The sequence below is a fragment of the Myxococcales bacterium genome (assembly GCA_012517325.1).
Taxonomy (GTDB): domain Bacteria; phylum Lernaellota; class Lernaellaia; order Lernaellales; family Lernaellaceae; genus JAAYVF01.
This window is the reverse complement of the sequence record JAAYVF010000025.1, coordinates 112041-132789: the sequence shown is the minus strand read 5'-3', so window position 1 is coordinate 132789 and position 20749 is coordinate 112041. Positions and strand designations below refer to the sequence as shown.

Genomic DNA, 20749 nt, shown 5'->3' with positions numbered 1-20749 from the left:
TCAGTACACCGGTTACAACGCGCCTGATGACAACGCCTTCGTCGAGCGGGTCATCCGTACGATCAAGGAAGAAGAAATCTGGCCCAACTGTTACGACACCTGGTCCGAGGCGCATGCCGCCATCGACCAATATGTCCGCTTGTACAATGAAAAACGAATCCACTCGGCGCTCGGTTACCGGACGCCGAACGAGGTCGAAGCGGCTTACCTCACCCTAAAAGCCGCCTAAATCTGTCTTGCTTTCGGGGGGACACTACGCGCTCCCAGTGTGGTTTCCGGCGTGCGCACGGAAAGACGGTGAGGTTTTTTTTAGTTGGCGGGGGTTGCCGCCGGGGCCGGGGCGTCTTCCGAGCGCAGGGTCACGGTGAAGGTGCTGCCGACGTCGGGTTCGCTCTTCACCGCGACATCGCCGTGATAGAGCTGGGCGATTTTCTTCAGGATCGACAGCCCCAGGCCGCTGCCCATGATGTCTTTGGTCTTTTTGTTTTTAATGCGCACGAAGTCGCCGAACAGCTTGGCCGTTTCCTCGGGCGACATGCCGATGCCGGTATCGGCGACCTCGGCGGTGATCAACCCCGCCTTTTCCGACAGCTTCACATCGACCCGCCCGTTTTCGCGGTTGTACTTGACGGCGTTGGTCAGCAGGTTGTTGAAGACGATTTCCATTTCGCCGCGGTCGGCCCAGACGGTGATCGGCGACCCGTCGTGGAATTGAATGGCGATGTGCCGCGCGTTGGCGTCGGCCTGGACGGCGTCGATCGACATCTGGATCGTCTCGCGCAGTTCCACCTGTGTCAGCTCGCGCTTCTTCTGGCCGGATTCGATGCGCGTCAGGTCGAGCAAGTCGGTGATCAGTTTGCGCATGCCCTGCAGCCGCAGGATGGACCGCTCGATGGCCTTCTGGTAGGCGTTCCAATCGTCGCCGGCGGGCCGGTCGCGCAGCAGGTAGAGATAGCCTTCGATCGCGCCGAGCGGGGCCTTGAGTTCATGGGCCACCACGGAGATCAACTGGAAGCGGACCTGCCGCTTTTCCTCGGCCAGTTTGCGCGCCTGGCGTTGGATCACGAGGTGCTTGGCCGCCTTGCGGACGGCGGCCTTGAGTTCGTCGGGGGTGAACGGTTTGGCCAGGAAGTCGTAAGCACCACGCTTGGTGGCGGTGATCGCCGTTTCCAGCGACGCGTAGGCGGTGATCATCACCACCAAGACGTCCATTTCCTTGGCGCTGACTTGAGCCAGCACATCCAGCCCGGAGATGCCGGGCATTTTGTGGTCGAGCAGGAGCAGATCGACGGGCGTCTGCGCGAGGATTTCCAGGGCCTCCTCGCCGCTGCCCGCCTGGAGAATCTTAAAGGTTACGGCGCCACCGATGTCCGGCATGTCGACCGCGAAATTCTCCAGCGACCGGGCCACGGCCATCCGCATGCCCATTTCATCGTCGACCACCATGATGGTGAGCTGGCTCATGCCCCTCATCCTTGCAACAGCCGATCCAACTCCCGCTTCAACTGTTCGAACCGCGCCGGCTTGGTCAGCAGCGCGTCGGCCTTGAGCCAGGTGCGCTGACCGGCGGGGCCGGTTTCGAATTCCAGTCCGGTTTCGCTGGTCACCGCCGTCACCATGATCACGGGAATCTTCGGATCGATTTTTTTGATCCGGTGGCACAGGACGAAACCGCCGTCCATGTTTTCCATCATCAAATCGACGATCGCGGCATCCGGGCGCAGATTCAAGAGCAGCTTTTCGGCTTCCGCCTGGCTGTCGGCGGTGACGACCTGGAAGTTCGCCGCTTCCAACTGCAACTGCATCTGGGTCAAATAATCGATGTCGTCGTCTACCAACATCACGGTCTTTTTGGCCTGTTCCATTGTGGTCCTGCCTTATCGTTGCGCCGAAACGGAGCGGGAGCGAATCCGCGTTCCGCGCGCCGCCGGGCCGGCCCGGCGGGTTCGGCACCTAGTTAAGTCTGTTTCGGTTGCCGTGGCAAGGTCACCGTGAACATCGTGCCGGTCGGCCCCGCGGCCGGATCGGCGTTCGATTCGACCTGGATGTCGCCGCGGTGCATCTTGACGATGCCATACGACACGGCCAGGCCCAGTCCCGTGCCCTTGCCCATCTTCTTGGTCGTGAAAAATGGCGTAAACAGCTTGCGCATGTTTTCCCGCGCGATGCCCACGCCGGTATCCCGGACCTGAAATCCCACCTGGTACTCGTTGCCGAAGGTCCGGACCGTCAACTTGCCGCCGTGTTCCTCCATCGCCGCGTACGCGTTGCTGATCAGGTTGGTGATCACCTGGGTGATCTGGTCCTTGTCCAGATCGGCCATCGAACTGTCCATTTCGTTGACGAATTCGACGGCGACGTTCGGCGGCGCGGGCAGCGCCTTGAGGGCGCCCTCGATGAGTTGCCGGATGTCGGCGGGCAGCAGCACCACCCGGTTTTCGCGCGCGAAATCGAGCAAATTGGAGACGATTTTCTTGCAGCGGTCCGCCTGTTCGACGATCATTTTCAGGTCGTTGAACAGTTTGGAATCCGTCTGGCACTCGTCGAGCAGAATGTGCGAATACATGAGCACGACGCCCAGGGGGTTGTTGACCTCGTGGGCGACGCCGGCCGCGAGCTGGCCCATGCTGGCCAGCTTTTCGGATTGCATCAAAGCCTGCTGCGTGCTGGCCAGTTGCTTGTGCGACAGGTCCAGCTCGCCGACGGTCCGGCGCAATTGTTCGATGGTGAAGGGGAGGCACATTTCGATTTCGGCCAGCCCCTTGTAGATCGCGATGGCGTGTTCGCGGCACGAGTCGTAGCCGCAGGCGCCGCAGTTCAATTCGTCCTCGGGCGTGTATTTGCCCATGCGGTTGAGGATCTTCGCCAGCGAATCCTCGGACGGCATGGGGGTCTGCTGATCGTCCAGCGAGAACTGACGGCGCAGATCGATGTCGGAAAACATGGGGCTGTAGAGCGAGCTGTACAGGTTCTGGATGCGGTAGGGCATGGCGAACTCGCGCTGCAGGCTCAGATCCTCGAACGCCTCCATGTCCCGATGCCATTGTTCGGTGTCGATTTCCAGCAGTTTCTGGCGCGCATAGTGGCTGACGCGCGACCGGCGGCGGAAGAGCGGATCCTTGCAGCTCATCCCCGGCCCCATGATGCAGCCGTTGCAAGCCAGCACTTCGAGCAGCTTGACGTCCAGGTCGCCGGAGTCGAATTCGCGGATCGCCTCGACGAAATCGCGCCGGCCATCGGCCGCGACGATGTCGCCGGAAAGCAGGTCCTCGCTGACGTCCGCCGCCTGGAGCAGGCCGCGACTGATCGGAAACAACATGCCCAGCCCCCCGTGGGGCGGGTCGAAATCGCTCGGTTCCACCGTTTCCGAGGTGATGCCTTGCTGCGTGAACAGTTCGCTGAGCTCGACGAACGTCAGGGCGGCATCCAGTTCGCTGGGCGAGTAATCGCCGTAAACCTCGGCCTTCTTGGCGATGCAAGGTCCGATGAAGATGATCTTGAGGTTGTCGCCGTGCAGCCGCTTGAGCACCCGCGCCGTGGCCACCATCGGCGAAACGATGGGCGCCAGGGAGCCGGTGGAAGCGGGGTAATAGCGTTCGACGAAGCCCATCACCGCCGGGCAATTGGTGGCGATGTACTGATGATCCTCCTCGCGTTCGACGAGTTTGCGGTAGCGATCGGCGACCAGGTCCGCCCCGAAGGAAACCTCGTTGACGTACTTGAAGCCCAGGGCGCGGATCATGCCGACAAACCGGCGCGGATCGAGGTGCGAAAAATCGACGGGGAAGCTCGGCGCGACGACGGCCGCCACGTCGGCCCCCGAGTCGATGGCGTGGTGAAATTCACCGATCGAACTGAGCACCTGCTTGGCATTCTGGCTGCACACCCGGACGCAGTTGCCGCACCCGATACACCGGTCCGGAATCACCTCGGCCTGGCCGCCCGAAATACAGATGGCCTTGGCCGGGCATTCGCGGACACAGGTGTAGCAGGCGCGGCATTTCTCGCGAATGGTGCTGATCAGCCGAATGGGTACTGCCTGGTGCATCTCGTTATCCACTCAGTTTACCAGAGGACCTCGCGCGGCGCATAGTGCGTATGCAACAATTCGTGGCTCTTGTGGCTCAGCGGATGGCCGAGAAATTCCTCGTACAGCCGCTTCACCGACGCATTGTGGTGCGAGGTGCGCAAGGCCGCGTCGCGGTCGATCTGGTACAGCGCCCGCATGCGGGCCTTGACGTTGTCCTGCACCGCGCCGAGCGGCTGGCCGCCGCCGCCGATGCAACCGCCGGGGCAGGTCATTACTTCGATGAAGTGCAGGTCGTTCCGGCCGGCCTTCAGCGAATCGAGCAACCGGCGCGTGTTCATCAAACCGTTGACCACCGCCACGCCCAGTTCCAGGTCGCCCACCTTCACCCGGGCTTCCTTGACGCCTTTCAGCCCGCGGACCGGCGTGATTTTCAGGTTTTCCAGCTCCTTGCCGGTGATCAGGAAATACGCCGACCGCAAGGCCGCTTCCATCACGCCGCCCGAGGCGCCGAAAATCTTGCCGGCGCTGCTGCGCTCGCCAAACGGCGTATCGGCGTCCTCCGGTTCGAGGGAGTTGACGTCGATGCCGCGCATCCGGATGAGCTGGGCCAGTTCGCGCGTGGTGAGCACCGCGTCGATGTCGGGCACGCCGTTGCGGCTCATTTCGGGCCGGGTGGCCTCGAATTTTTTCGCCGTGCAAGGCATCACCGAGACGCTGTAGATATCGCGCGGATCGACGCCTTCGCGCTGGGCGAAGAAGCTTTTCACCACCGCGCCCATCATTTGCTGCGGGCTCTTGCAGGTCGAGACGTTGGGCAGGTATTCGGGATAGAACTGCTCGATGAACTTGATCCAGCCCGGCGAGCAGGAGGTGAACATCGGCACGACGCCGCCCTGGGTCAGCCGCTGCACCAGCTCCGAGCCTTCCTCCATGATGGTCAGGTCGGCGGTGAAGCTGGTGTCGAACACGCGGTTGAAGCCGAGGGCGCGGAACGCCGCCGTCATCAGGCCCATGATGTCCTTGCCCGGCTTGATGCCCAGCAATTCGCCCAGGGTGACCGACACGGCCGGCGCGTGCTGCACCACGACCATCTTTTTCGGGTCTTCCAGCGCCGCCACGACGTTGCTGATGCTGCTGCGCTCGCGGAGCGCGCCCGTCGGGCAAACGACGACGCACTGGCCGCAATTGATGCAGGAGGACACGTTGAGTCCTTCGTTGAAGGCGGTGCCGACGATGGTCCGCGAGCCGCGGGCCGTGAAGTCGATCGCCGAGACGCCCTGCACTTCCTCGCACACCCGCACGCATTTGCCGCAGAGGATGCACTTGTTCGGGTCGCGGACGATCGAGGGGCTGGACACGTCCATTTTGTAGTCGTTTTTCGCGCCCATGTAGACGCGTTGCCGAATGCCCAGTTCCGCCGCGAGCCGCTGCAATTCGCAGTCGGTGTTGCGGACGCAGAAGTTGCAATCGTCGGGGTGGTTGGCCAGGAGCAACTCGATGATCGTCCGCCGGGCGTCGGTTGCCCGCGGCGAATGGGTTTTCACCTTGAGGCCCGGGACGACGGGGAAGGCGCAGCTGGGCATCAGGCTCGGCCGGCCTTCGACCTCGACGACGCACATGCGGCAGGCGCCGCTCGGGAACAAACCTTCCATGTGGCACAGGGTCGGCACGTGGATGCCGGCCCGCCGCAGGGAGGTCAACAGCATTTCGCCGGGTTTGGCTTCAATCGGTTTTCCGTTGACTTCGATCGTGATCATGATGACCCCCTCTCAACTCGCCGAAACGGCATGGAAGCGGCAGACGGTGAGGCACGTGCCGCAACCGATGCATTTGTCCTGCACGATGTAATGCGGCGCCTTCGGGTTGCCCATGATGGCCTCGGCCGGGCATTTCCGGGCGCACGAGGTGCAACCGGTGCAGACCTCGGGGTTGATCGTGTAGTTCAAAAGTTCGGTGCAGACGCCCGCCGGGCAGTGCCGGTCGAAGATGTGCGCCTCGTATTCGTGCCGGAACCAGCGCAGGGTGCTGAGCACGGGATTGGGCGCGGTCTGTCCCAGGCCGCACAGGCTGGTGTCCTTGATCACCTCGGCCAGGTGTTCGAGGTGCATCGTGCCCTTGAACCGCTCCAGGGCCTGGAAGCCGGTCTCGGCGCGGCGCCCGCGGGTGATGCTTTGCAGGATCTCCAGCATGCGCCGGGTGCCTTCGCGGCACGGGATGCACTTGCCGCAGCTCTCGCGCTGGATGAAATCCATGAAGAACTTGGCGACGTCGACCATGCAGTTGTCGCTGTCCATCACCACCATGCCGCCGGAGCCCATGATCGCGCCGACGCGCTTGAGGGATTCGTAATCGACGTCGATGTCGAGGTGCTGCTCGGGAATGCAGCCGCCGGACGGGCCGCCCATCTGCACCGCTTTGTAGGTCTTGCCCTCGGCCGGACCGCCGCCGATGTCGAACACGATTTGCCGGACCGAAGTGCCCATCGCGACCTCGACCAGGCCGGTGCGCCGCACCTTGCCCGACAGCGCGAACACCTTGGTGCCCTTGCTGCCCGCCGTCCCCACGGCGCTGAACCATTCCGGGCCGTGATCGAGAATCGCCGCCAGGTTGGCCAGCGTCTCGACGTTGTTGATGACCGTCGGCTTGCCGAACAGGCCCGACACCGCCGGGAACGGCGGCCGCGGGCGCGGCATGCCGCGTTTGCCCTCGACGCTGTGGATGAGCGCGGTTTCCTCGCCGCAGACGAAGGCGCCGGCGCCCTGCTTGATGACCACCTGGAAGTTGAAGCCGCTGTCCAGGATGTTCTGGCCGATCAGGCCGTATTCCTTGGATTGGGCGATGGCGGTCTTGAGGCGCTTGATCGCCAGCGGATACTCGGCGCGGATATAGATGTAGGCCTTGTTGGCGCCGATGGCGTAAGCGGCGATGGTTAACCCTTCGAGGACGCGGTGCGGATCGCCTTCGATCACCGCCCGGTCCATGAACGCGCCGGGGTCGCCCTCGTCGGCGTTGCAAATGACGTATTTCTGGGCGCTGGACTGATTGAGCGCGAACTTCCATTTGGTGCCGGTGGGGAAGCCGGCGCCGCCGCGGCCGCGCAGACCGCTTTTTTCGACCGTGTCGCAGACCGCGGCCGGAGTCATGGTCTTCAGAGCCTTGGTCAACGCCTGGTAACCGCCGCGGGCGATGTATTCCTCGATGCTGTTGGGGTCGATGATGCCGCAGTTTACCAGGACCCAGCGGGTCTGGGGCTTGAAGAACTCGTGATCGGCCAGGTACGGCACGCCGGGATATGGCGCCAGCTTGTCGTGCTTATCCTGCCCGACGATGCCTTCGCCCTCGTACTTGCCGCTCAGGGCGCCGTCGAGGACCGCGTTCACTTTCTCGGCGGTCACCTTCGCGAACATGACGCGCGGCCGGCCGGGAAGTTGGACCTCGAGCAGCGGTTCGTTGCTGCACATGCCCACGCAACCGACCTCGACCACCGGGTAATTCAACTGATGATCGGCCAGGTATTGGTTGACCGCGGCGAGGGTTTTGCCGGCGCCGGCGCCCAGGCCGCAGGTGCCCGTCCCGACGTAGATGACCGGCTGGTTGATTTTTTCGCGCTTCAATTGCGCGATCAATTCCTCGTGCTCGGCTCGCTTGGTCTCGTCGGCGCCGCAGCGCGGCCCGTGCTGGAGGCAATGTACCAGTTCGGGGCAGGGCTTTTCGGGCCGGTGCCAGCAAGCTTCGCCAAAATGCTGAAACAACAACTCGCTCATTGTTGCGCTTCCTTCTGACGATAGGAGTCAAAAATTTTCTTGACGCTGTCCGGCGTCACACCGGCGTAGTATTCCTCGCCGACGCGGATCACCGGGGCCAAACCGCAGGCGCCGATGCAGGCCACGATCTCGAGGCTGAACAAGCCGTCGCGGGTCGTCTGCCCCGGCTCGATCTTCAGCGCTCGCTTGACCGCCTCGAGCACCGCCGCGGAGCCCTTGACGTGACAGGCCGTGCCGCGGCAGACCTGTACGTGGTTCTTGCCGGGAGCCTGAAAGCGAAACTGGTTGTAAAAAGTGGCCACGCCGTAGATTTTGCTGGCCGGCAAGCCGAGGTGATGGCCGATCTGCACCACCAGATCCCGCGAGAGATACCCGCAGGTCTCTTGCACCTCCTGCAAGATGGGGATCAGCGCATCGCGACTTGCATTGGGATACTTGGACAAGATTGCTGTAATGTCGACGCTCATGATGCCCTCACTCCTCGTTCTTCAGTCCGAAGCCAGGAAAAATATGCGACCTTCTCCAGACACATGGTGATATCGACGTCTTCGACGTAAACATGGTGGGGAACCTTCAGTCGGATCGGCGCGAAGTTGAGAATTCCCTTCACATCGGCGCGAATGAGCCGCTCGGCGACTTGCTGGGCGCTGGCTGCCGGAACCGTGACGATGCCCACCAAGATGTTTTTGGCCGTGACGATGTCGGCGAGGCGGCTCATTGGATAAACCGGGCATCCGAGTATTACGCGGTCGGTTTTGTTCTCGTTGATGTCGAATGCCGCGACGATGGAAATCTTGGGCCGACGAGCGCGGAAATAATCCAGGACCGCTCTTCCCAGGTTCCCCACCCCCACTAACGCTACATTGGTTCCTTCCGGACGATCCAGAAAGATATCGATGCGATCGATCAGTTCGGTAACTTGATAGCCGTGCACCGGGCTGCCGGAATATTCGATCGACATGAGATCCCGGCGAACCTGCGCGGCGGAGCAATTGGCGGCGGCGGCCAGTTCGTGCGAAAAGACCGTCGAGTTGCCGTCCTGCCGCAGGTTTTCAAGCAGGCCGCGGTAGAGGCTCAAACGTCCGATGGTTTTGGGTGAAACTTTTTGCATGTTGTTTTTCGCTTTTCCTGCCGACCGCCGTCGATCTCCTGCACGTTACAAATCGAACAGCGTTACAATTTTCACAGCCTATCTAGCAAAGATTTTCGCTATTTGCAAGGCCTTTTTGCAATTGCAACACCAAAGTGAGATCAAATTGCAAAAAATAACCGCATTTTTTCGCCTTTTCATACTTAAATGCCCTGATTCCAAATTGTTATCGCTTTGAAAAAACATGATTGGAATACTCAATATTGGATCATAAAGAGTGTTTCGTGGCCTTAAAATCGTTTGACTTCGTAAAAAAAATTACGATTCCAACCTCTTTTTATGCCTTTTTTCGGGGGGATTGACCCGCTTGCCGACCGATTATAACATTCGCTAGCTTACACCAGAGTTGCATTGTCGGAAAGAAAAGAAAGCAACCGTTTCCCGGCGCCGGTTCACGCCGTTTCTTCGGGTCTTTCGCGTGGCGGATCGGCCGGGACAGGAGGCAGCATGCGGGACGGTAAATACGTCATCCTTTGCGTCGACGACGATCCGGATCTACTCGATATTCTGCGCACGATCCTGGAAGCCAACGGCTACCTCATGGTCGAAGCCGGCAGCGCCGAGGACGGGCTCAAAGAATACAAGCAAACCCATCCCGATTTGCTGATCGTGGATTTGATGATGGAAGAGGTGGATGCGGGAGTGACTCTCGCCCGCGAGCTCAAGCTGCTCGACAACCAGGCGCCGGTGTACCTGCTCAGTTCGGTGGGCGATCAGGTCAGCCAGAACATCGACTTCACCGAGCTGAACCTCTCCGGCGTGTTCCAGAAGCCGATCGATTCGAAAATGCTGTTGTCGGTGCTCAAGGCCAAGCTGAAGTAGGTTCTCAGCCCTAGCACCCCTTCACGCAGGTCATCACTTTAATGCAGTCCGCTTCGTCCGCGCAGGCGATCATGCATTGCATCGTGTCGCTGCCGTCGATGTCCTCGCAATCGCTGGCGCATTCGTCGACATCGCCGTAGTAGTGCGAAAAGGTATCCGGCGAACATTCGGCCAACCGCTCGCAGAAATGCGCGCAGGACCCGAACGGGTTGTAGCTGTCGTCATCGATGTCGCAGGCGGCGAAGATCAAACCGCAAGACAGGCAAAAGAGCGTCGCGACGGCCCAGAACATCCAGTGCCGGGATAACGTATTCATCTGGACCTCCCCTATTTGCCTTCGTGACCGAAGGTGAAATGAACGGCGAGGAACGGCCCGTGCGCGCCTTTGCCGTCCAGGCCGATGATGTCGTACTGGTAGCCCAGCCGCGCATCCACGTGGAAGGTATGGGTCCGCAGGAATTCGTAACCGCCGAAGACCGCCAGCGAAGGGGCCCAGCGATTCCATTCCTTGTCCTCCAGCTTGTCGACGAGGTAATCGCTGTTGCCGGTGGCCGTCGCCTTGGCCTTGCCTTCCCAGATTTCCCGGTCGTTTTTCTTTTGCTCGTCATCGGTCACCTTGTCGATGACATTCAGGTAATGAATGCCCACCGTGAGGCCGGCGAACGGCGAGCCGACACCCTGCGAGAAATAATACATACCGGAGAAATCCAGCGGGAACTCGCTGACGTGATTGTACTCGCTGGATTGATCGTCGAAGTAAATACCGGTCCGGAATTCGAAACCCCAGTTGGCGATCTCATACCGGAACGGCAAAACGAAACCCAGCAGGATATCGTTGCCGCCGGCGTAGGATTCGGCGACCGGAACGATGGTCTGGATGCCGGGGCCCCAACTGAAGTCACCCGTGACCCGCTTGTAGGTTTGCCGTTCGGCCTCGGAAACGGTGGTGACGGTTTGCGCTTCCTCGAAGCTCTGGCCGGTATAGATGGCGTGCGCGAGGCGCGGCATCAACCGGTCGAGTTCGCCCACGTCATCGGCGGTCAGGCGCATCGGAGTGGTGCCATTCTTGCGCACCACGGTCACGATGAAGATCGCCTTGTTGCCCAGTTTGAGCAGCTTGCCGACCACCGCGACATCCGCGACGTTCTGCGCGAGGGCGGCCTTGGCGCAGGCTTCGTCGCCGCAAGCGGTGTCGCCCGCGACATAAGCCGCTTTCGCGCCGTCCTGCCTTTCCATTTCGGTCGCCAGCAACTGGCCCACCACATTGGCCGTGGAGGCGTCAAATCCCTCGACCTGCGGCTGATAGACGACAAAGGTTTCGGCGGCGAAGGCCGCCGTGCCGAAAAACAACCAACTCAACAGTAAAAAAGCGCCGATAACCGCAGGGCGATTCATCAAGGCCTCCTTGTCATTGTCGTTCCATTGAAAGTTCGACGAAAAAACCCGGCTGCAAATCAAACCATAAGACAATTAATCGTCCTCGGATTTTGCAATTCGAATGCCATTCTCAATATCATTAAACCTTTCACTTGTTACGGGAAATGTCTTTTCCGGTCGATTTTTTCCAAATTGTCGCCCGTTTAGCGTCGGATAGAGTAGAAAAGAAAAATTCTTTCAACTGAAAAACCATCACAAAATGAACACAAGACCTCTTCATTAACGATATTATTTCTCAATAATGACTCATTTTTTTGACACGAACACTCTGTTTTTCAATAGTTTTACGAATTTGTTGAGATCGTGTTTCTTTCAATTTTTAAATTTCACTGCTCGTTCAGCCAGACAAATTTGGCGCAACCGCCAAGGAGAAATCCGGGCGATTAACGGCAAATAACCGTACAACGCCTGTCGCAAGCGAAACTTCGTCATGCTGCGCTTCAAGTTGTAGACGTAGAAATGAGCCACTTCCGCCACTGGCGGCCGTTCGAACAAACAGCAAAACAGAAAACCGGTATTCGCCGAAAAAAATCGGCCGGAAAAAGCCCGAGCGCCCCATCTGGCCAGCACCTTATTCACCAAACTCATTCGGTAACCGCGATAAAAAATGGAAAAATCGGTGACGTGCGGATAGGGAAACAAGCGGTGCAGGCCCCAATTCCCCACCCGGCTGATCAGTCGGCGATGCCAGGGAAATCCGACCCAGCCGCCGCCGGGGATATAGCGCGAAGCGATCACGATTTCGTTGCCGGCGGCCAGACCGGCGCGAATCGGTTCATAGAGCGCCGGATTACTCGTGCCGTCGCCCTCGATGCAAAGCAGGTAATCGCCGTCGCCGGCCATTTGCGCCGCGCGGCCGAATCCCGAGGACAAAGCCGCGGGAACGCCGCGATTGATTTCGTGGGTGACGACGACCACCTGGTCGCCGAATCGCGTCGACAAACCGGCCAGAATGGCCGCCGATTCGTCCTGGCTGCCGTCGTCCACGACCACGACCCGCCAGTCGCCGGCCGGAAATCGCGTCGCGATATCGGAAACCACCCGGCCGATGTTGCCGGCTTCGTTGTATATCGGGATGACGAAGTAGGTAGTCGCCGTCATGGTCAGCGTTCCAACCAGACGTTGAGGATCCGGCGCAACAGTCGCCTCGCCTGCGCGGGTTGTTTCATCCGCTGCCACAAAAGCCGCAACTGCCGGGGCCGCAGGTAGAAGCGCGCGTAGGCGTATTTTTGCCACCAGCGCAATCGCCGCTCGGAAACCCGGCGCGGCAAGCGGCCGAGCCGCTCGTAAAAACCGTGATCGCCGACGGGGGGAATCGCGCCGGCGCCGACCAGTTCCTGAAAAATGCGCGTGCCCGGATGCGGCGTAAAATAGAAAAACGACGCCAGATCGAGCGGCAGGCCGAGCGCGAGCCGCAGCGTGGCGCGCAGATCCGCTTCTTCCTCGGTCGGGAAGCCGATCAGAAAAAATCCGAAAACGCGGAATTTCGTCACCCGGCGCAGGAGTTCCACTTTCTCCCGCAGCACCGCCGGGGTGACGCCGCGGTTCATCGCGGCGGCCACGCGCTCCGAGCCGGTTTCAATTCCGACATAAACTTCCTCGCAGCCGGCTCCTTCCATCGCCCGCAGGATATCCTCGTCCAACGTATCGAGCCGGATGCCGTTGGGGCAACGCCATTTCATTCCGGGAACGCGCCGCTGCAAGGCTTCGCAAACCGCCAGCACGTGTTCCTTGACGTGCGTGAAATTGTCGTCGGCGATGTCGAAATGTTCGGCGCCGAAGTCCCGGCGGTAGCGGTAAACCTCTTCCGCGATGTGCTCCGCCGAGCGCCGCCGAAGCCGGCGACCGTTGATCAGGCCGGCCGAGCAGTAGGCGCAGCCGTAAGGACAGCCGCGAGTCGTCACCACCGGCAAGTACGGGTGGCCCTCGTAATCGACCGGATAACGGGACAATGGCATGTCGGCGTAATCCGGATAATCCAGCGCATCCAGGTCCGCGGGGAAATCCTGCGGTCGCACCGTGACGCCGCCGTTTTCCCGAACGATCAGACCGGGCACCGCCGCCGGATCGCCGTCGCCACGACGGGCGCGCAGCCAGGCCGGCAAAGCCCGCTCGGCCTCGCCCGCGAAACCGGCGGCAACCTCGGGCGGCAGCGCTTGAAACAGATTCTCGCGCATCCCTGTCGGATACGGGCCGCCGACGATAATCGCCGCGTCCGGCGCGTTGGCCGCCGTCCGATCCACCAGGCGGGTCACTTCGGGAAGGTCGGCGGTGCACATTTTGAAACCGACTACATCGGGCACGAAGTCGCGCACCACGCGGGAGAAATCGGGCACGAATCGCGGGAGCTGCCAGGCGTCATAGACCAGCGTCAGCGCGCCTTGCCGGACCAGGGCGGTTTTCAGATAACCCAATCCCGGGTCCGGACCGGCTGTTTTGTACAAGCGGCCGGCCGGCGAACGCACCAGCAAAACGCGATCCATTAATCAGCCGTCCTCCCTGCTCTTCGGTAAACTATTATTGTACAATAGTTGATTCATTTCCACCGACCCAGTGTGGCCGGGCGGGAAAAACGGGTAACAATATGACAGCTTCGGACAAAACAACAGCGACACCGAACCAGGCGGAATTGCGACGGACTACAACCACTTGCCGGCAATGCGGCGCCACCGTCGACGCCGCGATTTTCCAACGTGACGGCCAACTGTTTTTTCGCTCGACCTGCGCGGCCTGCGGTTCCCGCGAAGCGCCTTATCCGGAGGACGCCGGCTTTTTCGACCGCGTCTTGAAAATCGTCGGCCCGCACGACGGATCTTCGCGCCGGCGCTTTTACCGGCACGGCGAAAAACTGCCGCCGCTGCGCGGCGTCCTGCTCGACGTCACGGGCCGTTGCAATCTGCACTGCCCGCATTGTTTCGCCTCCGCCAACGACACCCTCATCCCGGAACCCGATCTGCCGACCCTGACCGCCTGGTTCGACACGCTGGCGCGGTCGACTTCCGGCAAGCTGCCTGTGGTGTTTCTGCAGGGCGGCGAGCCGACCTTGCGCGAGGATCTGCCCGCGATCGTCCGCCTGCTGCGCGAGCGCGGTTATCGGCTGAAGCTGGTGTCCAACGGCCTGCGCCTGGGCGACGCCGCCTACGTCCGCGAATTGAAGGCCGCCGGCCTGGAATGGGTCTTTCTGCAATTCGACGGTTTTTCGCGCGAGGCCTACCGCCGGCTGCGCGGCCTGGATTTGTTGGACGAAAAACAACGGGCGCTCGAAAATCTCGTGCAAAACGAGATGAAGATCCTGCTGGCCTGCATGGTGCTGTCCGGCGTCAACGAGGATCAGATCGGTCCGGTGATGGATCTGGCGATCCGCACGCCGCGCATTCAGCAAGTGTCGTTTCTGCCCGCTTCCCGCTTGGGTCGCGAACCGGAAAACGCCGGCTTGGCCGCCACGACCGCCTTTGCCGTCATGCGGGAACTGGCCCGTTGGAGCGGCGGCCGCCTGACGCCCGACGATTTCCTGGCCTTCATGAATATTTCCAAACGCTTGTGGCAAACGACCAAAAACGCCGACTACCAGCCGAAAACCTGTTTCTATCCGATGGCGCTGGCGCTGGCCGAGCGCGATTTCATGCCGCTGAACCGGCTGCTTTCGCCGCGGGCGCTGCCGCTCGCCTGGCGACATCGCCGGGCGCTGGGCGCCATGCTTCGCCACGTCGGCAACCTCGACGACATGCCGTACAACCCGCACCTGCTGACGATGGTGATCGAACACTTCCGCGATCCCGACGTTTTCGATTTCGCCGATGCCCTGCATTGCAACAAGTTTTACATCACCGCCGACGGTCTGGGGCCTTCCTGCGTTTACAACGCCCTGGAACGTGATCGCGAGGCGACGGCGATTTCGGCCGCCGGATGCCAGGGGGCGGGCTGACGATGGGCGCCACGATTCTCCTGATCGCGCCGCGCAAGGCAGGAAAATCCCCGTATATCCTGCAGCCGCACCTGGGGTTGGGTTATCTGGCCGCCTCCTTGCGCGACGCCGGTTTTGAACCGGCCATTCTCGACGTCGCCCTGGCCGATCTGTCGCCCGAGGCGGTCGCCGAAACCGCCCGGCCCTACGATCTCGTCGGCCTGACGGCCTATTCCTGCGAATTCACCGCGGCCGCGGCGATCGCCCGCGCGCTGAAAGCCGACCGGCCGGCGCGACCGCTGATCATGGGCGGGCCGCATTTCACCGCCTTGCCGGCCGAAACGATGGCGGCGATTCCGGAACTGACCGCCGGCATCCTGGGGGAGGGCGAAGCCGCCTTGCCCCGCCTGGCCGCGGCGCTGCTGGACGATCCGGCGCTGTTCGCCGCCGCGACGCTGGAAAACCTCGTCTGGCGCGACGGCGAAACGATCCGCCTCAATCCCCGCCGGTTTCCCGATCCGGCGGAACTGCCGGCGATGCCCGCCTGGGATCTGTTGCGGCCGGAGCGCTACCCCCTGCAGCCCAACGGCATTTTTTCCCGCGAGGACCGGGTGGCGCCGATCATCACCGGTCGCGGCTGTCCGCATGCCTGCCGTTTCTGCGCCTCGGAACGGCTGTTCGGCCGGCGGGTGCGGCGACGGCCGGCGGCGCAAGTCGTCGCCGAAATGCATTACCTGGCCGACCGCTACGGCTTCCGCGAATTTCACCTCCAGGACAGCGCGATGGTCGTGCACGGCGACTACTTGCGCGAACTGTGCGACTCCCTGCAAGCGGCGGGACGGCGGTACTGGCTGAATCTGACTTCCGGGGTGCGGCTGGACACCATGACGCCGGAGCTGGTGCGCCTGCTGGAGAGCGCGGGCTGTTACTCGATGGCGTTGGGGATCGAATCGGGCAGCGACCGGGTGCTCGGACTGATGAACAAGCACCTGGATACCGACACGATCCGCCGCCAAACCCGGATGATCCGCGAAAACAGCCGCATCCGCCTGACCGGCTTTTTCATCGTCGGCTATCCGGGCGAAACGACGGCCGACATCGAGGCGACGGTGCGGTTGTCGCTGGAACTGCCGATCGATCGGGCCAATTTTTTCAATTTCCTGCCCCTACCCGGCACCCGCGTTTTCGAGGAACTGCGCGAAAAAGGGGCGCTGGCCGATCTGTCGACCGATCGGCTGTACATCCACGAATTTCCCTTCGCCCATCCCAGCCTGGAATTGCGCGACTGGAAGCGGCGCATCCGCCGCGCCAACCTGCGCTTCTACCTGCGCCCGCGCATCATCCGCGGCCTGCTCGGCGAAATCCGGTCGTTCAGCCAGGTGAAAATCATCCTGCGCCGCGCGGCTTCGATTCTCGGCTGACCGACGAAATTCAAATGGCGGGGGGCGGGCGGTCGCGCACCGCGAGCAACAGCAGTTCGTGGTCCATCGCCGCCACGGTATAGCGGCTCAGGGCGCGCGAAAACTTCGGCAGATCCGACGGCAGCAGCGCGAGATAGACCGGCGCGGTCGAGGCGAACAAGGCGTCCGCGCGCTCCAGGACGCGGTCCAGCGCGTCATCGTCCTTGACGTCGCGGATCTGGTGCCGCTGCGCGTAAAAGGCGACCAACATGTTGCCGTAGGGCGAGAGCACCACGGCGTCGGCCGGCGTCGCGGCGCGGATGTGCCGCCCGTGCGTGACCAGCGGATCGACCGCTTCGGGTACGCGCAGCTTGACGACGGTGTCGACCGCCAGTTCGCGGCTCAGCAGAAACGGCACGACCAGCGCCACCACCAGCGGCACCACCACGCCCACCGTTTCGCCGGCGAAGCGGGTCCGCGCCAGACGCATCAGCGCGGCGAAGACCAGGCCCGCGCCCAACGACAAAACGGGCAGCGCGATGATGAGCTGGTACTCGTGAAAATAGCCGTGGCCGCGCAACAGCCCGAACCAAACCGCCCACAACCCGAACCAGCCGCCGAGCAGAATCGCCGTCGGGTTGCCCTCCAGGGCGCGCCGCGCCCGCAGGCCCAGGACGATCAGCGTGCCCAGCGCCAACAGGCTCAAGGGCTCGAGCAGCAGCAGGTACTTCCAATAGCGGAACAGCACCGCGGCGGTCGCCGGCTGCGTGTCGGCCCACCCGGGCGCGTAATTGCTCTGCAGGCCGAGGCGGAAGCGCACGACGTGCGTCAGTTCGAGAAAACGGTCGGGATATTGGACGAAATACAACGCGAACACCGAGGCGATCGCCAGCAGCGCGGCCGCGCAGCAAGCCAGCCCCCAGCGGCGCAGCGACTTGCCCTGAAACCACCAACCGGCGAGCCACAGGCAAAAGAAAAACAGCAGCGGCTCCCAGGAAGTCCAGACCGCCAGATAGGCCAGCCCGACCGCCGCGAAGCCCCACCGGCGACCGTCGCGCTCGACGTTCAGCAGGCAATAGCCGGCGGCCAGCGTGAAAAAAATCGCCAGGTGCAGGTGGATCACCAGCAGGCCGAACATCATCACGATCGGCTGGGCCAGAAACGCCAGTACGCCGAGCAAGCCCGCCGGCGTCCCGTCGACTCGGCGCAACAACAAAAAAATCAGCGTCGCGTTGCCCAGCAGAATCAGCAGCATGAAGCCGCGCGCCGTCAGTTCGGTCGCGCCGAACACCTGAAACAACAGGCTCAACAAAATCGTGAACAACGGCGGCCAGTGCGTCGAGAGATCCAACTCGCGGCCATAGGGCGGATTGTTCTGGAGCGGCACGAAACCGCGCGCCGCGAGGCCGTCGTGGGCGAAGGTCCGCGCCATGACGCAAAAATGGGCCGAGACGCCCGAATGCGGCCCCGAGAACGGCGTGGGCAAAACGCGCCACGCCCCGACCAGCGTCAGCAGCAGAAACAGCGTCACCCACCCGGCGAGCACGAGGGTCGGACGGTCGCTTTTTCCGGCCGGCTTTTCACTCGGCCCTCGATCCGGCGCCATTTCGCGGTCCCTTTCTTTCGAATCCGGTCGAGTATCCGGCCGGCGCCGACGGAAAGTCAAATCAACGCGCTTCCGCGGACAGCAACTCGCCGACCGCCGCGGCCAGCCGGTGATACTGCTCCTCGGTATTGTAGAGCTGCGCCGAAAGCCGGATCAGGCGGCGGGGCGGCGCCGGCCACGGAATGATCGGAATCTCGATGCCGTAGCGCGCGAACAGTTTTTCCTGCAAGGGCGGCACGCGCCGGAAGTCCGGGCTGATTTCCTCGGGGCTGTCGGGCAACGGCAAAGCGGCCATCGAGCCGAGCATCTCCTCGGGGCAGGGCGCGGGAATCCCCAGGGCCGCCGTGAGAATCCGCCGGCCGGCCACCGCCAGACGATGATTGCGCTCCATGATTTCGGGCCAGCCGCCGGGCGCGAGGCGTTCCAGGAAGCGGATCGCCTCGGGCACGCACAGATAGGGCGTCGGGTCGAAGGTGCCGGTCCAGGCGAATTCGACCTGGAAACGCTCGCCGTCGCCGACCGGCGCGTTGTAGCCGTGGCTGATGGTCAGCGGGTGCAGGTCTTGTTGGCGGTCGGCGCGGACGTGCAAAAAGGCCGCGCCCTTCGGCGCGCAGAGCCATTTGTGACAATTGCCGGTGTAATAGGCCGCGCCCAGCGCCTCGAGCGCCAGCGGCACCATGCCGGGGGCGTGAGCGCCGTCGACCAGCGTATCGACGCCGCGCCGGCCGAGTTCGGCGACCAGTTCGGCCACCGGCAGGATGATCGCGGTCGGGCTGGTGATGTGATCGATCAGCGCCAGGCGGGTGCGGCCGGTCACCTTCGCCAGCACGGCGTCGCGCACGACGGCGGGCCCGGCGACCGGAAACGGCAACGGCGCCACGACGACCGTCGCGCCGTCGCGCCGGGCGACGTAGTGCAGGGCGTTTTTGCAGGCGTTGTAGGCCTGGTCGGTCACCAGCAGTTCGTCGCCGGGGCGAAAACGCAACGAGCGCACCACCGCGTTGACGCCGGCGGTGGCGTTGGGCACGAAGGCCAGGTTCGCGGGCGACGCCCCGACGAAGGCCGCCAGGGCCGTGCGCGCTTCGTCGAGCCGCCCGTAGTATTCGCGATCGAGAAACACCAGCGGTTCGCGCTCCATCAACCGGCGCAATTCCTGCTGTCTGTCCAGCACCGCCGCCGGGCAGGCGCCGAACGAACCGTGGTTGAGAAACAAAACTTCCGGATCGAGCAACCAATGACGGGCCGGTTCGCCGGCCGAATTCGCTAGTCGGTTCATCGCGTGTTTTCTCCGTTTGCGGCGCCTATTTTAGGCAAAACGCCGCGCCGCGACAGCCGCCCCGGCCGAAAAAGCCGGTTTTTTCATCCACCGCGGCCTTTTTTCTTGTTTCCGGCCGTTCTTTCATAGTACACCTTCAACCATTCCCAGTCGGAAAATGAGGGTGAACGACATGACCGAACCACCCAATCCGAATGAACTCGATCTCGAACATCTCGACTCCGAAGCCGAATTGTTCGAGGAGGACTCCGAACCCGCGCCGCCGCCGCCGATGCGCGGCAGCCCGTTATCGACTTCCATCCATCTGGTCGCGTACGGCCCCGACGAATTCGTCGAAAAACTGATCGTCGATCCGGCGCTGATCGGCAACTACCTGGGGAAATACCCGGTGACCTGGGTTCACGTCACCGGCCTCTACAACCTGCGCGTGGTCCAGCAACTGGGCGACCTGTTCCATCTGCACCACCTCGTGGTCGAGGACGTGCTGCACACCGCGCAGCGGATCAAGGCCGAGGAATACGACACGGGGCGATTCATCGTCGCGCGTGCGCTGTCCAGCGCCCACCGGGTTGAAACGCATCAGCTCAGCTTTTTCATCGGCGCCGACTTTCTGCTGACCTTCGAGGAACGGTCCTCGCCCCACGCCGCCGAAGTGCGCGACCGGTTGCGGGCCGGCCGCGGCAAGGCGCGTAAATCCGGCCCTGATTTCCTGGCTTACTGCCTGCTGGATACGGTCATCGACTTCTACTTCCCGGTGCTCGACGGCTACGGCGAGCGGCTGCAACGGCTCGAGGGCAAGCTGCTGGACAAGGCGCGCGTCGGTTTTTACACCCAGATCCACCGGCGCAAGCTGGAATTGCTCACCCTGCGCCGGGCCGTCCGCCCGCTGGACGAGGCCATCCGCTCCCTGCTGCGGGAAAAAGACGAACTGATCACGCCCGAAACGCAAGACCACCTGCGCGACTGCCAGGATCACACGCTGAAAATCGTCGAACTCACCGATACCTACCGCGACATCGCGCAGAGTCTGATGGACCTGTATTTCTTCTCGCTCAGCCACCAGATGAACGAAGTGATGAAGGTGCTGACGATGATCGCGACGATCTTCATCCCGTTGTCGTTCGTCGCCGGCATTTACGGCATGAATTTCAATACCGCGGTTTCGCCGCTGAACATGCCGGAGCTTAATTGGTTTTTCGGCTATCCGTTCGCCATGGCGATCATGATCGCCGTGGCCGTCGGCATGCTTTATTACTTCAAAACCAAGGGCTGGTTGGGAACGCCCCGGAAACCGAAGCGGAAAATCGCCCGCAAAACGCCGCTGCCGCCGGCGCCGCGCCGCCGTACCGGCTAACCGCCG

The 20749-nt window shown here is 62.3% G+C and carries 18 protein-coding genes; 5 read left to right on the top strand and 13 right to left on the bottom strand.

Annotated elements, in window-relative coordinates:
- On the top strand, positions 1-229 hold a 229-nt coding region (locus GX444_05375), incomplete at its 5' end, for a transposase (protein NLH48020.1).
- Between the two features lie 80 nt (positions 230-309).
- Here the strand turns inward: GX444_05375 and GX444_05370 are convergent.
- The 7 genes from GX444_05370 to GX444_05340 all read right to left on the bottom strand — a co-directional run bounded on the left by GX444_05370 (position 310) and on the right by GX444_05340 (position 8905).
- Complete coding sequence (locus GX444_05370; GenBank protein NLH48019.1) at positions 310-1464, bottom strand: response regulator; 1155 nt, start codon at positions 1462-1464, stop codon at positions 310-312.
- A 5-nt stretch (positions 1465-1469) separates the two neighbouring features.
- A complete protein-coding gene (locus tag GX444_05365) occupies positions 1470-1865 on the bottom strand; it encodes a response regulator (protein NLH48018.1) in 396 nt (131 codons plus the stop codon).
- Positions 1866-1957: 92 nt separating this feature from the next.
- A complete protein-coding gene (locus tag GX444_05360) occupies positions 1958-4030 on the bottom strand; it encodes a 4Fe-4S binding protein (protein ID NLH48017.1) in 2073 nt (690 codons plus the stop codon).
- A 35-nt stretch (positions 4031-4065) separates the two neighbouring features.
- The gene (locus GX444_05355) at positions 4066-5787 is read right to left on the bottom strand and encodes a 4Fe-4S binding protein (protein NLH48016.1); all 1722 of its coding nucleotides are present in this window, start codon (positions 5785-5787) and stop codon (positions 4066-4068) included.
- 12 nt (positions 5788-5799) lie between these two features.
- Positions 5800-7794, bottom strand: a complete 1995-nt coding sequence (locus GX444_05350) for an NADH-quinone oxidoreductase subunit NuoF (protein ID NLH48015.1) — start codon at positions 7792-7794, stop codon at positions 5800-5802.
- Positions 7791-8261: an NADH-quinone oxidoreductase subunit NuoE gene (gene nuoE / locus GX444_05345; GenBank protein NLH48014.1), complete on the bottom strand. Its 471-nt coding sequence runs from the start codon at positions 8259-8261 to the stop codon at positions 7791-7793. Before nuoE ends, GX444_05350 begins: the two co-directional genes overlap by 4 nt.
- Positions 8258-8905, bottom strand: coding sequence for a redox-sensing transcriptional repressor Rex (locus tag GX444_05340; protein NLH48013.1), 648 nt, complete (start codon positions 8903-8905; stop codon positions 8258-8260). Before GX444_05340 ends, nuoE begins: the two co-directional genes overlap by 4 nt.
- Positions 8906-9391: 486 nt before the next feature.
- Between GX444_05340 and GX444_05335 the strand changes: the two genes are divergently transcribed.
- Complete coding sequence (locus GX444_05335) at positions 9392-9766, top strand: response regulator (GenBank protein ID NLH48012.1); 375 nt, start codon at positions 9392-9394, stop codon at positions 9764-9766.
- A gap of 10 nt (positions 9767-9776) precedes the next feature.
- Here GX444_05335 and GX444_05330 read toward each other — a convergent pair whose 3' ends face one another.
- The 4 genes from GX444_05330 to GX444_05315 form a co-directional block, all read right to left on the bottom strand.
- Positions 9777-10082: a hypothetical protein gene (locus GX444_05330; protein NLH48011.1), complete on the bottom strand. Its 306-nt coding sequence runs from the start codon at positions 10080-10082 to the stop codon at positions 9777-9779.
- 11 nt (positions 10083-10093) lie between these two features.
- Complete coding sequence (locus tag GX444_05325; protein NLH48010.1) at positions 10094-11161, bottom strand: hypothetical protein; 1068 nt, start codon at positions 11159-11161, stop codon at positions 10094-10096.
- Positions 11162-11515: 354 nt separating this feature from the next.
- Entirely contained in the window at positions 11516-12304 is a 789-nt protein-coding gene (locus GX444_05320; protein NLH48009.1) for a glycosyltransferase, read from the bottom strand.
- A 2-nt stretch (positions 12305-12306) separates the two neighbouring features.
- Positions 12307-13686, bottom strand: coding sequence for a B12-binding domain-containing radical SAM protein (locus tag GX444_05315; GenBank protein NLH48008.1), 1380 nt, complete (start codon positions 13684-13686; stop codon positions 12307-12309).
- A 146-nt stretch (positions 13687-13832) separates the two neighbouring features.
- Here GX444_05315 and GX444_05310 point away from each other — a divergent pair, with 146 nt between their 5' ends.
- Both GX444_05310 and GX444_05305 read left to right on the top strand, forming a co-directional pair.
- Positions 13833-15128, top strand: a complete 1296-nt coding sequence (locus GX444_05310) for a radical SAM protein (GenBank protein NLH48007.1) — start codon at positions 13833-13835, stop codon at positions 15126-15128.
- Between the two features lie 2 nt (positions 15129-15130).
- Entirely contained in the window at positions 15131-16528 is a 1398-nt protein-coding gene (locus tag GX444_05305; protein NLH48006.1) for a radical SAM protein, read from the top strand.
- Between the two features lie 10 nt (positions 16529-16538).
- Here the strand turns inward: GX444_05305 and GX444_05300 are convergent, their stop codons facing one another.
- Together GX444_05300 and GX444_05295 are read right to left on the bottom strand one after the other, a co-directional pair.
- The gene (locus GX444_05300) at positions 16539-18113 is read right to left on the bottom strand and encodes a hypothetical protein (GenBank protein NLH48005.1); all 1575 of its coding nucleotides are present in this window, start codon (positions 18111-18113) and stop codon (positions 16539-16541) included.
- A gap of 61 nt (positions 18114-18174) precedes the next feature.
- Complete coding sequence (locus GX444_05295; protein ID NLH48004.1) at positions 18175-19389, bottom strand: aminotransferase class V-fold PLP-dependent enzyme; 1215 nt, start codon at positions 19387-19389, stop codon at positions 18175-18177.
- A 172-nt stretch (positions 19390-19561) separates the two neighbouring features.
- Between GX444_05295 and corA the strand changes: the two genes are divergently transcribed.
- Positions 19562-20743, top strand: a complete 1182-nt coding sequence (gene corA / locus GX444_05290) for a magnesium/cobalt transporter CorA (protein ID NLH48003.1) — start codon at positions 19562-19564, stop codon at positions 20741-20743.
- Positions 20744-20749 lie beyond the last annotated feature (6 nt).

Bases quoted from the DNA above. Each gene is read 5' to 3' on its own strand.
- GX444_05325 (NLH48010.1), bottom strand. From the start codon at position 11,161: ATGAATCGCCCTGCGGTTATCGGCGCTTTTTTACTGTTGAGTTGGTTG.
- nuoE (NLH48014.1), bottom strand. From the start codon at position 8,261: ATGAGCGTCGACATTACAGCAATCTTGTCCAAGTATCCCAATGCAAGT.
- GX444_05355 (NLH48016.1), bottom strand. From the start codon at position 5,787: ATGATCACGATCGAAGTCAACGGAAAACCGATTGAAGCCAAACCCGGC.
- corA (NLH48003.1), top strand. From the start codon at position 19,562: ATGACCGAACCACCCAATCCGAATGAACTCGATCTCGAACATCTCGAC.
- GX444_05305 (NLH48006.1), top strand. From the start codon at position 15,131: ATGGGCGCCACGATTCTCCTGATCGCGCCGCGCAAGGCAGGAAAATCC.
- GX444_05335 (NLH48012.1), top strand. From the start codon at position 9,392: ATGCGGGACGGTAAATACGTCATCCTTTGCGTCGACGACGATCCGGAT.
- GX444_05330 (NLH48011.1), bottom strand. From the start codon at position 10,082: ATGAATACGTTATCCCGGCACTGGATGTTCTGGGCCGTCGCGACGCTC.
- GX444_05315 (NLH48008.1), bottom strand. From the start codon at position 13,686: ATGGATCGCGTTTTGCTGGTGCGTTCGCCGGCCGGCCGCTTGTACAAA.
- GX444_05320 (NLH48009.1), bottom strand. From the start codon at position 12,304: ATGACGGCGACTACCTACTTCGTCATCCCGATATACAACGAAGCCGGC.
- GX444_05300 (NLH48005.1), bottom strand. From the start codon at position 18,113: ATGGCGCCGGATCGAGGGCCGAGTGAAAAGCCGGCCGGAAAAAGCGAC.
- GX444_05370 (NLH48019.1), bottom strand. From the start codon at position 1,464: ATGAGCCAGCTCACCATCATGGTGGTCGACGATGAAATGGGCATGCGG.
- GX444_05365 (NLH48018.1), bottom strand. From the start codon at position 1,865: ATGGAACAGGCCAAAAAGACCGTGATGTTGGTAGACGACGACATCGAT.
- GX444_05350 (NLH48015.1), bottom strand. From the start codon at position 7,794: ATGAGCGAGTTGTTGTTTCAGCATTTTGGCGAAGCTTGCTGGCACCGG.
- GX444_05295 (NLH48004.1), bottom strand. From the start codon at position 19,389: ATGAACCGACTAGCGAATTCGGCCGGCGAACCGGCCCGTCATTGGTTG.
- GX444_05340 (NLH48013.1), bottom strand. From the start codon at position 8,905: ATGCAAAAAGTTTCACCCAAAACCATCGGACGTTTGAGCCTCTACCGC.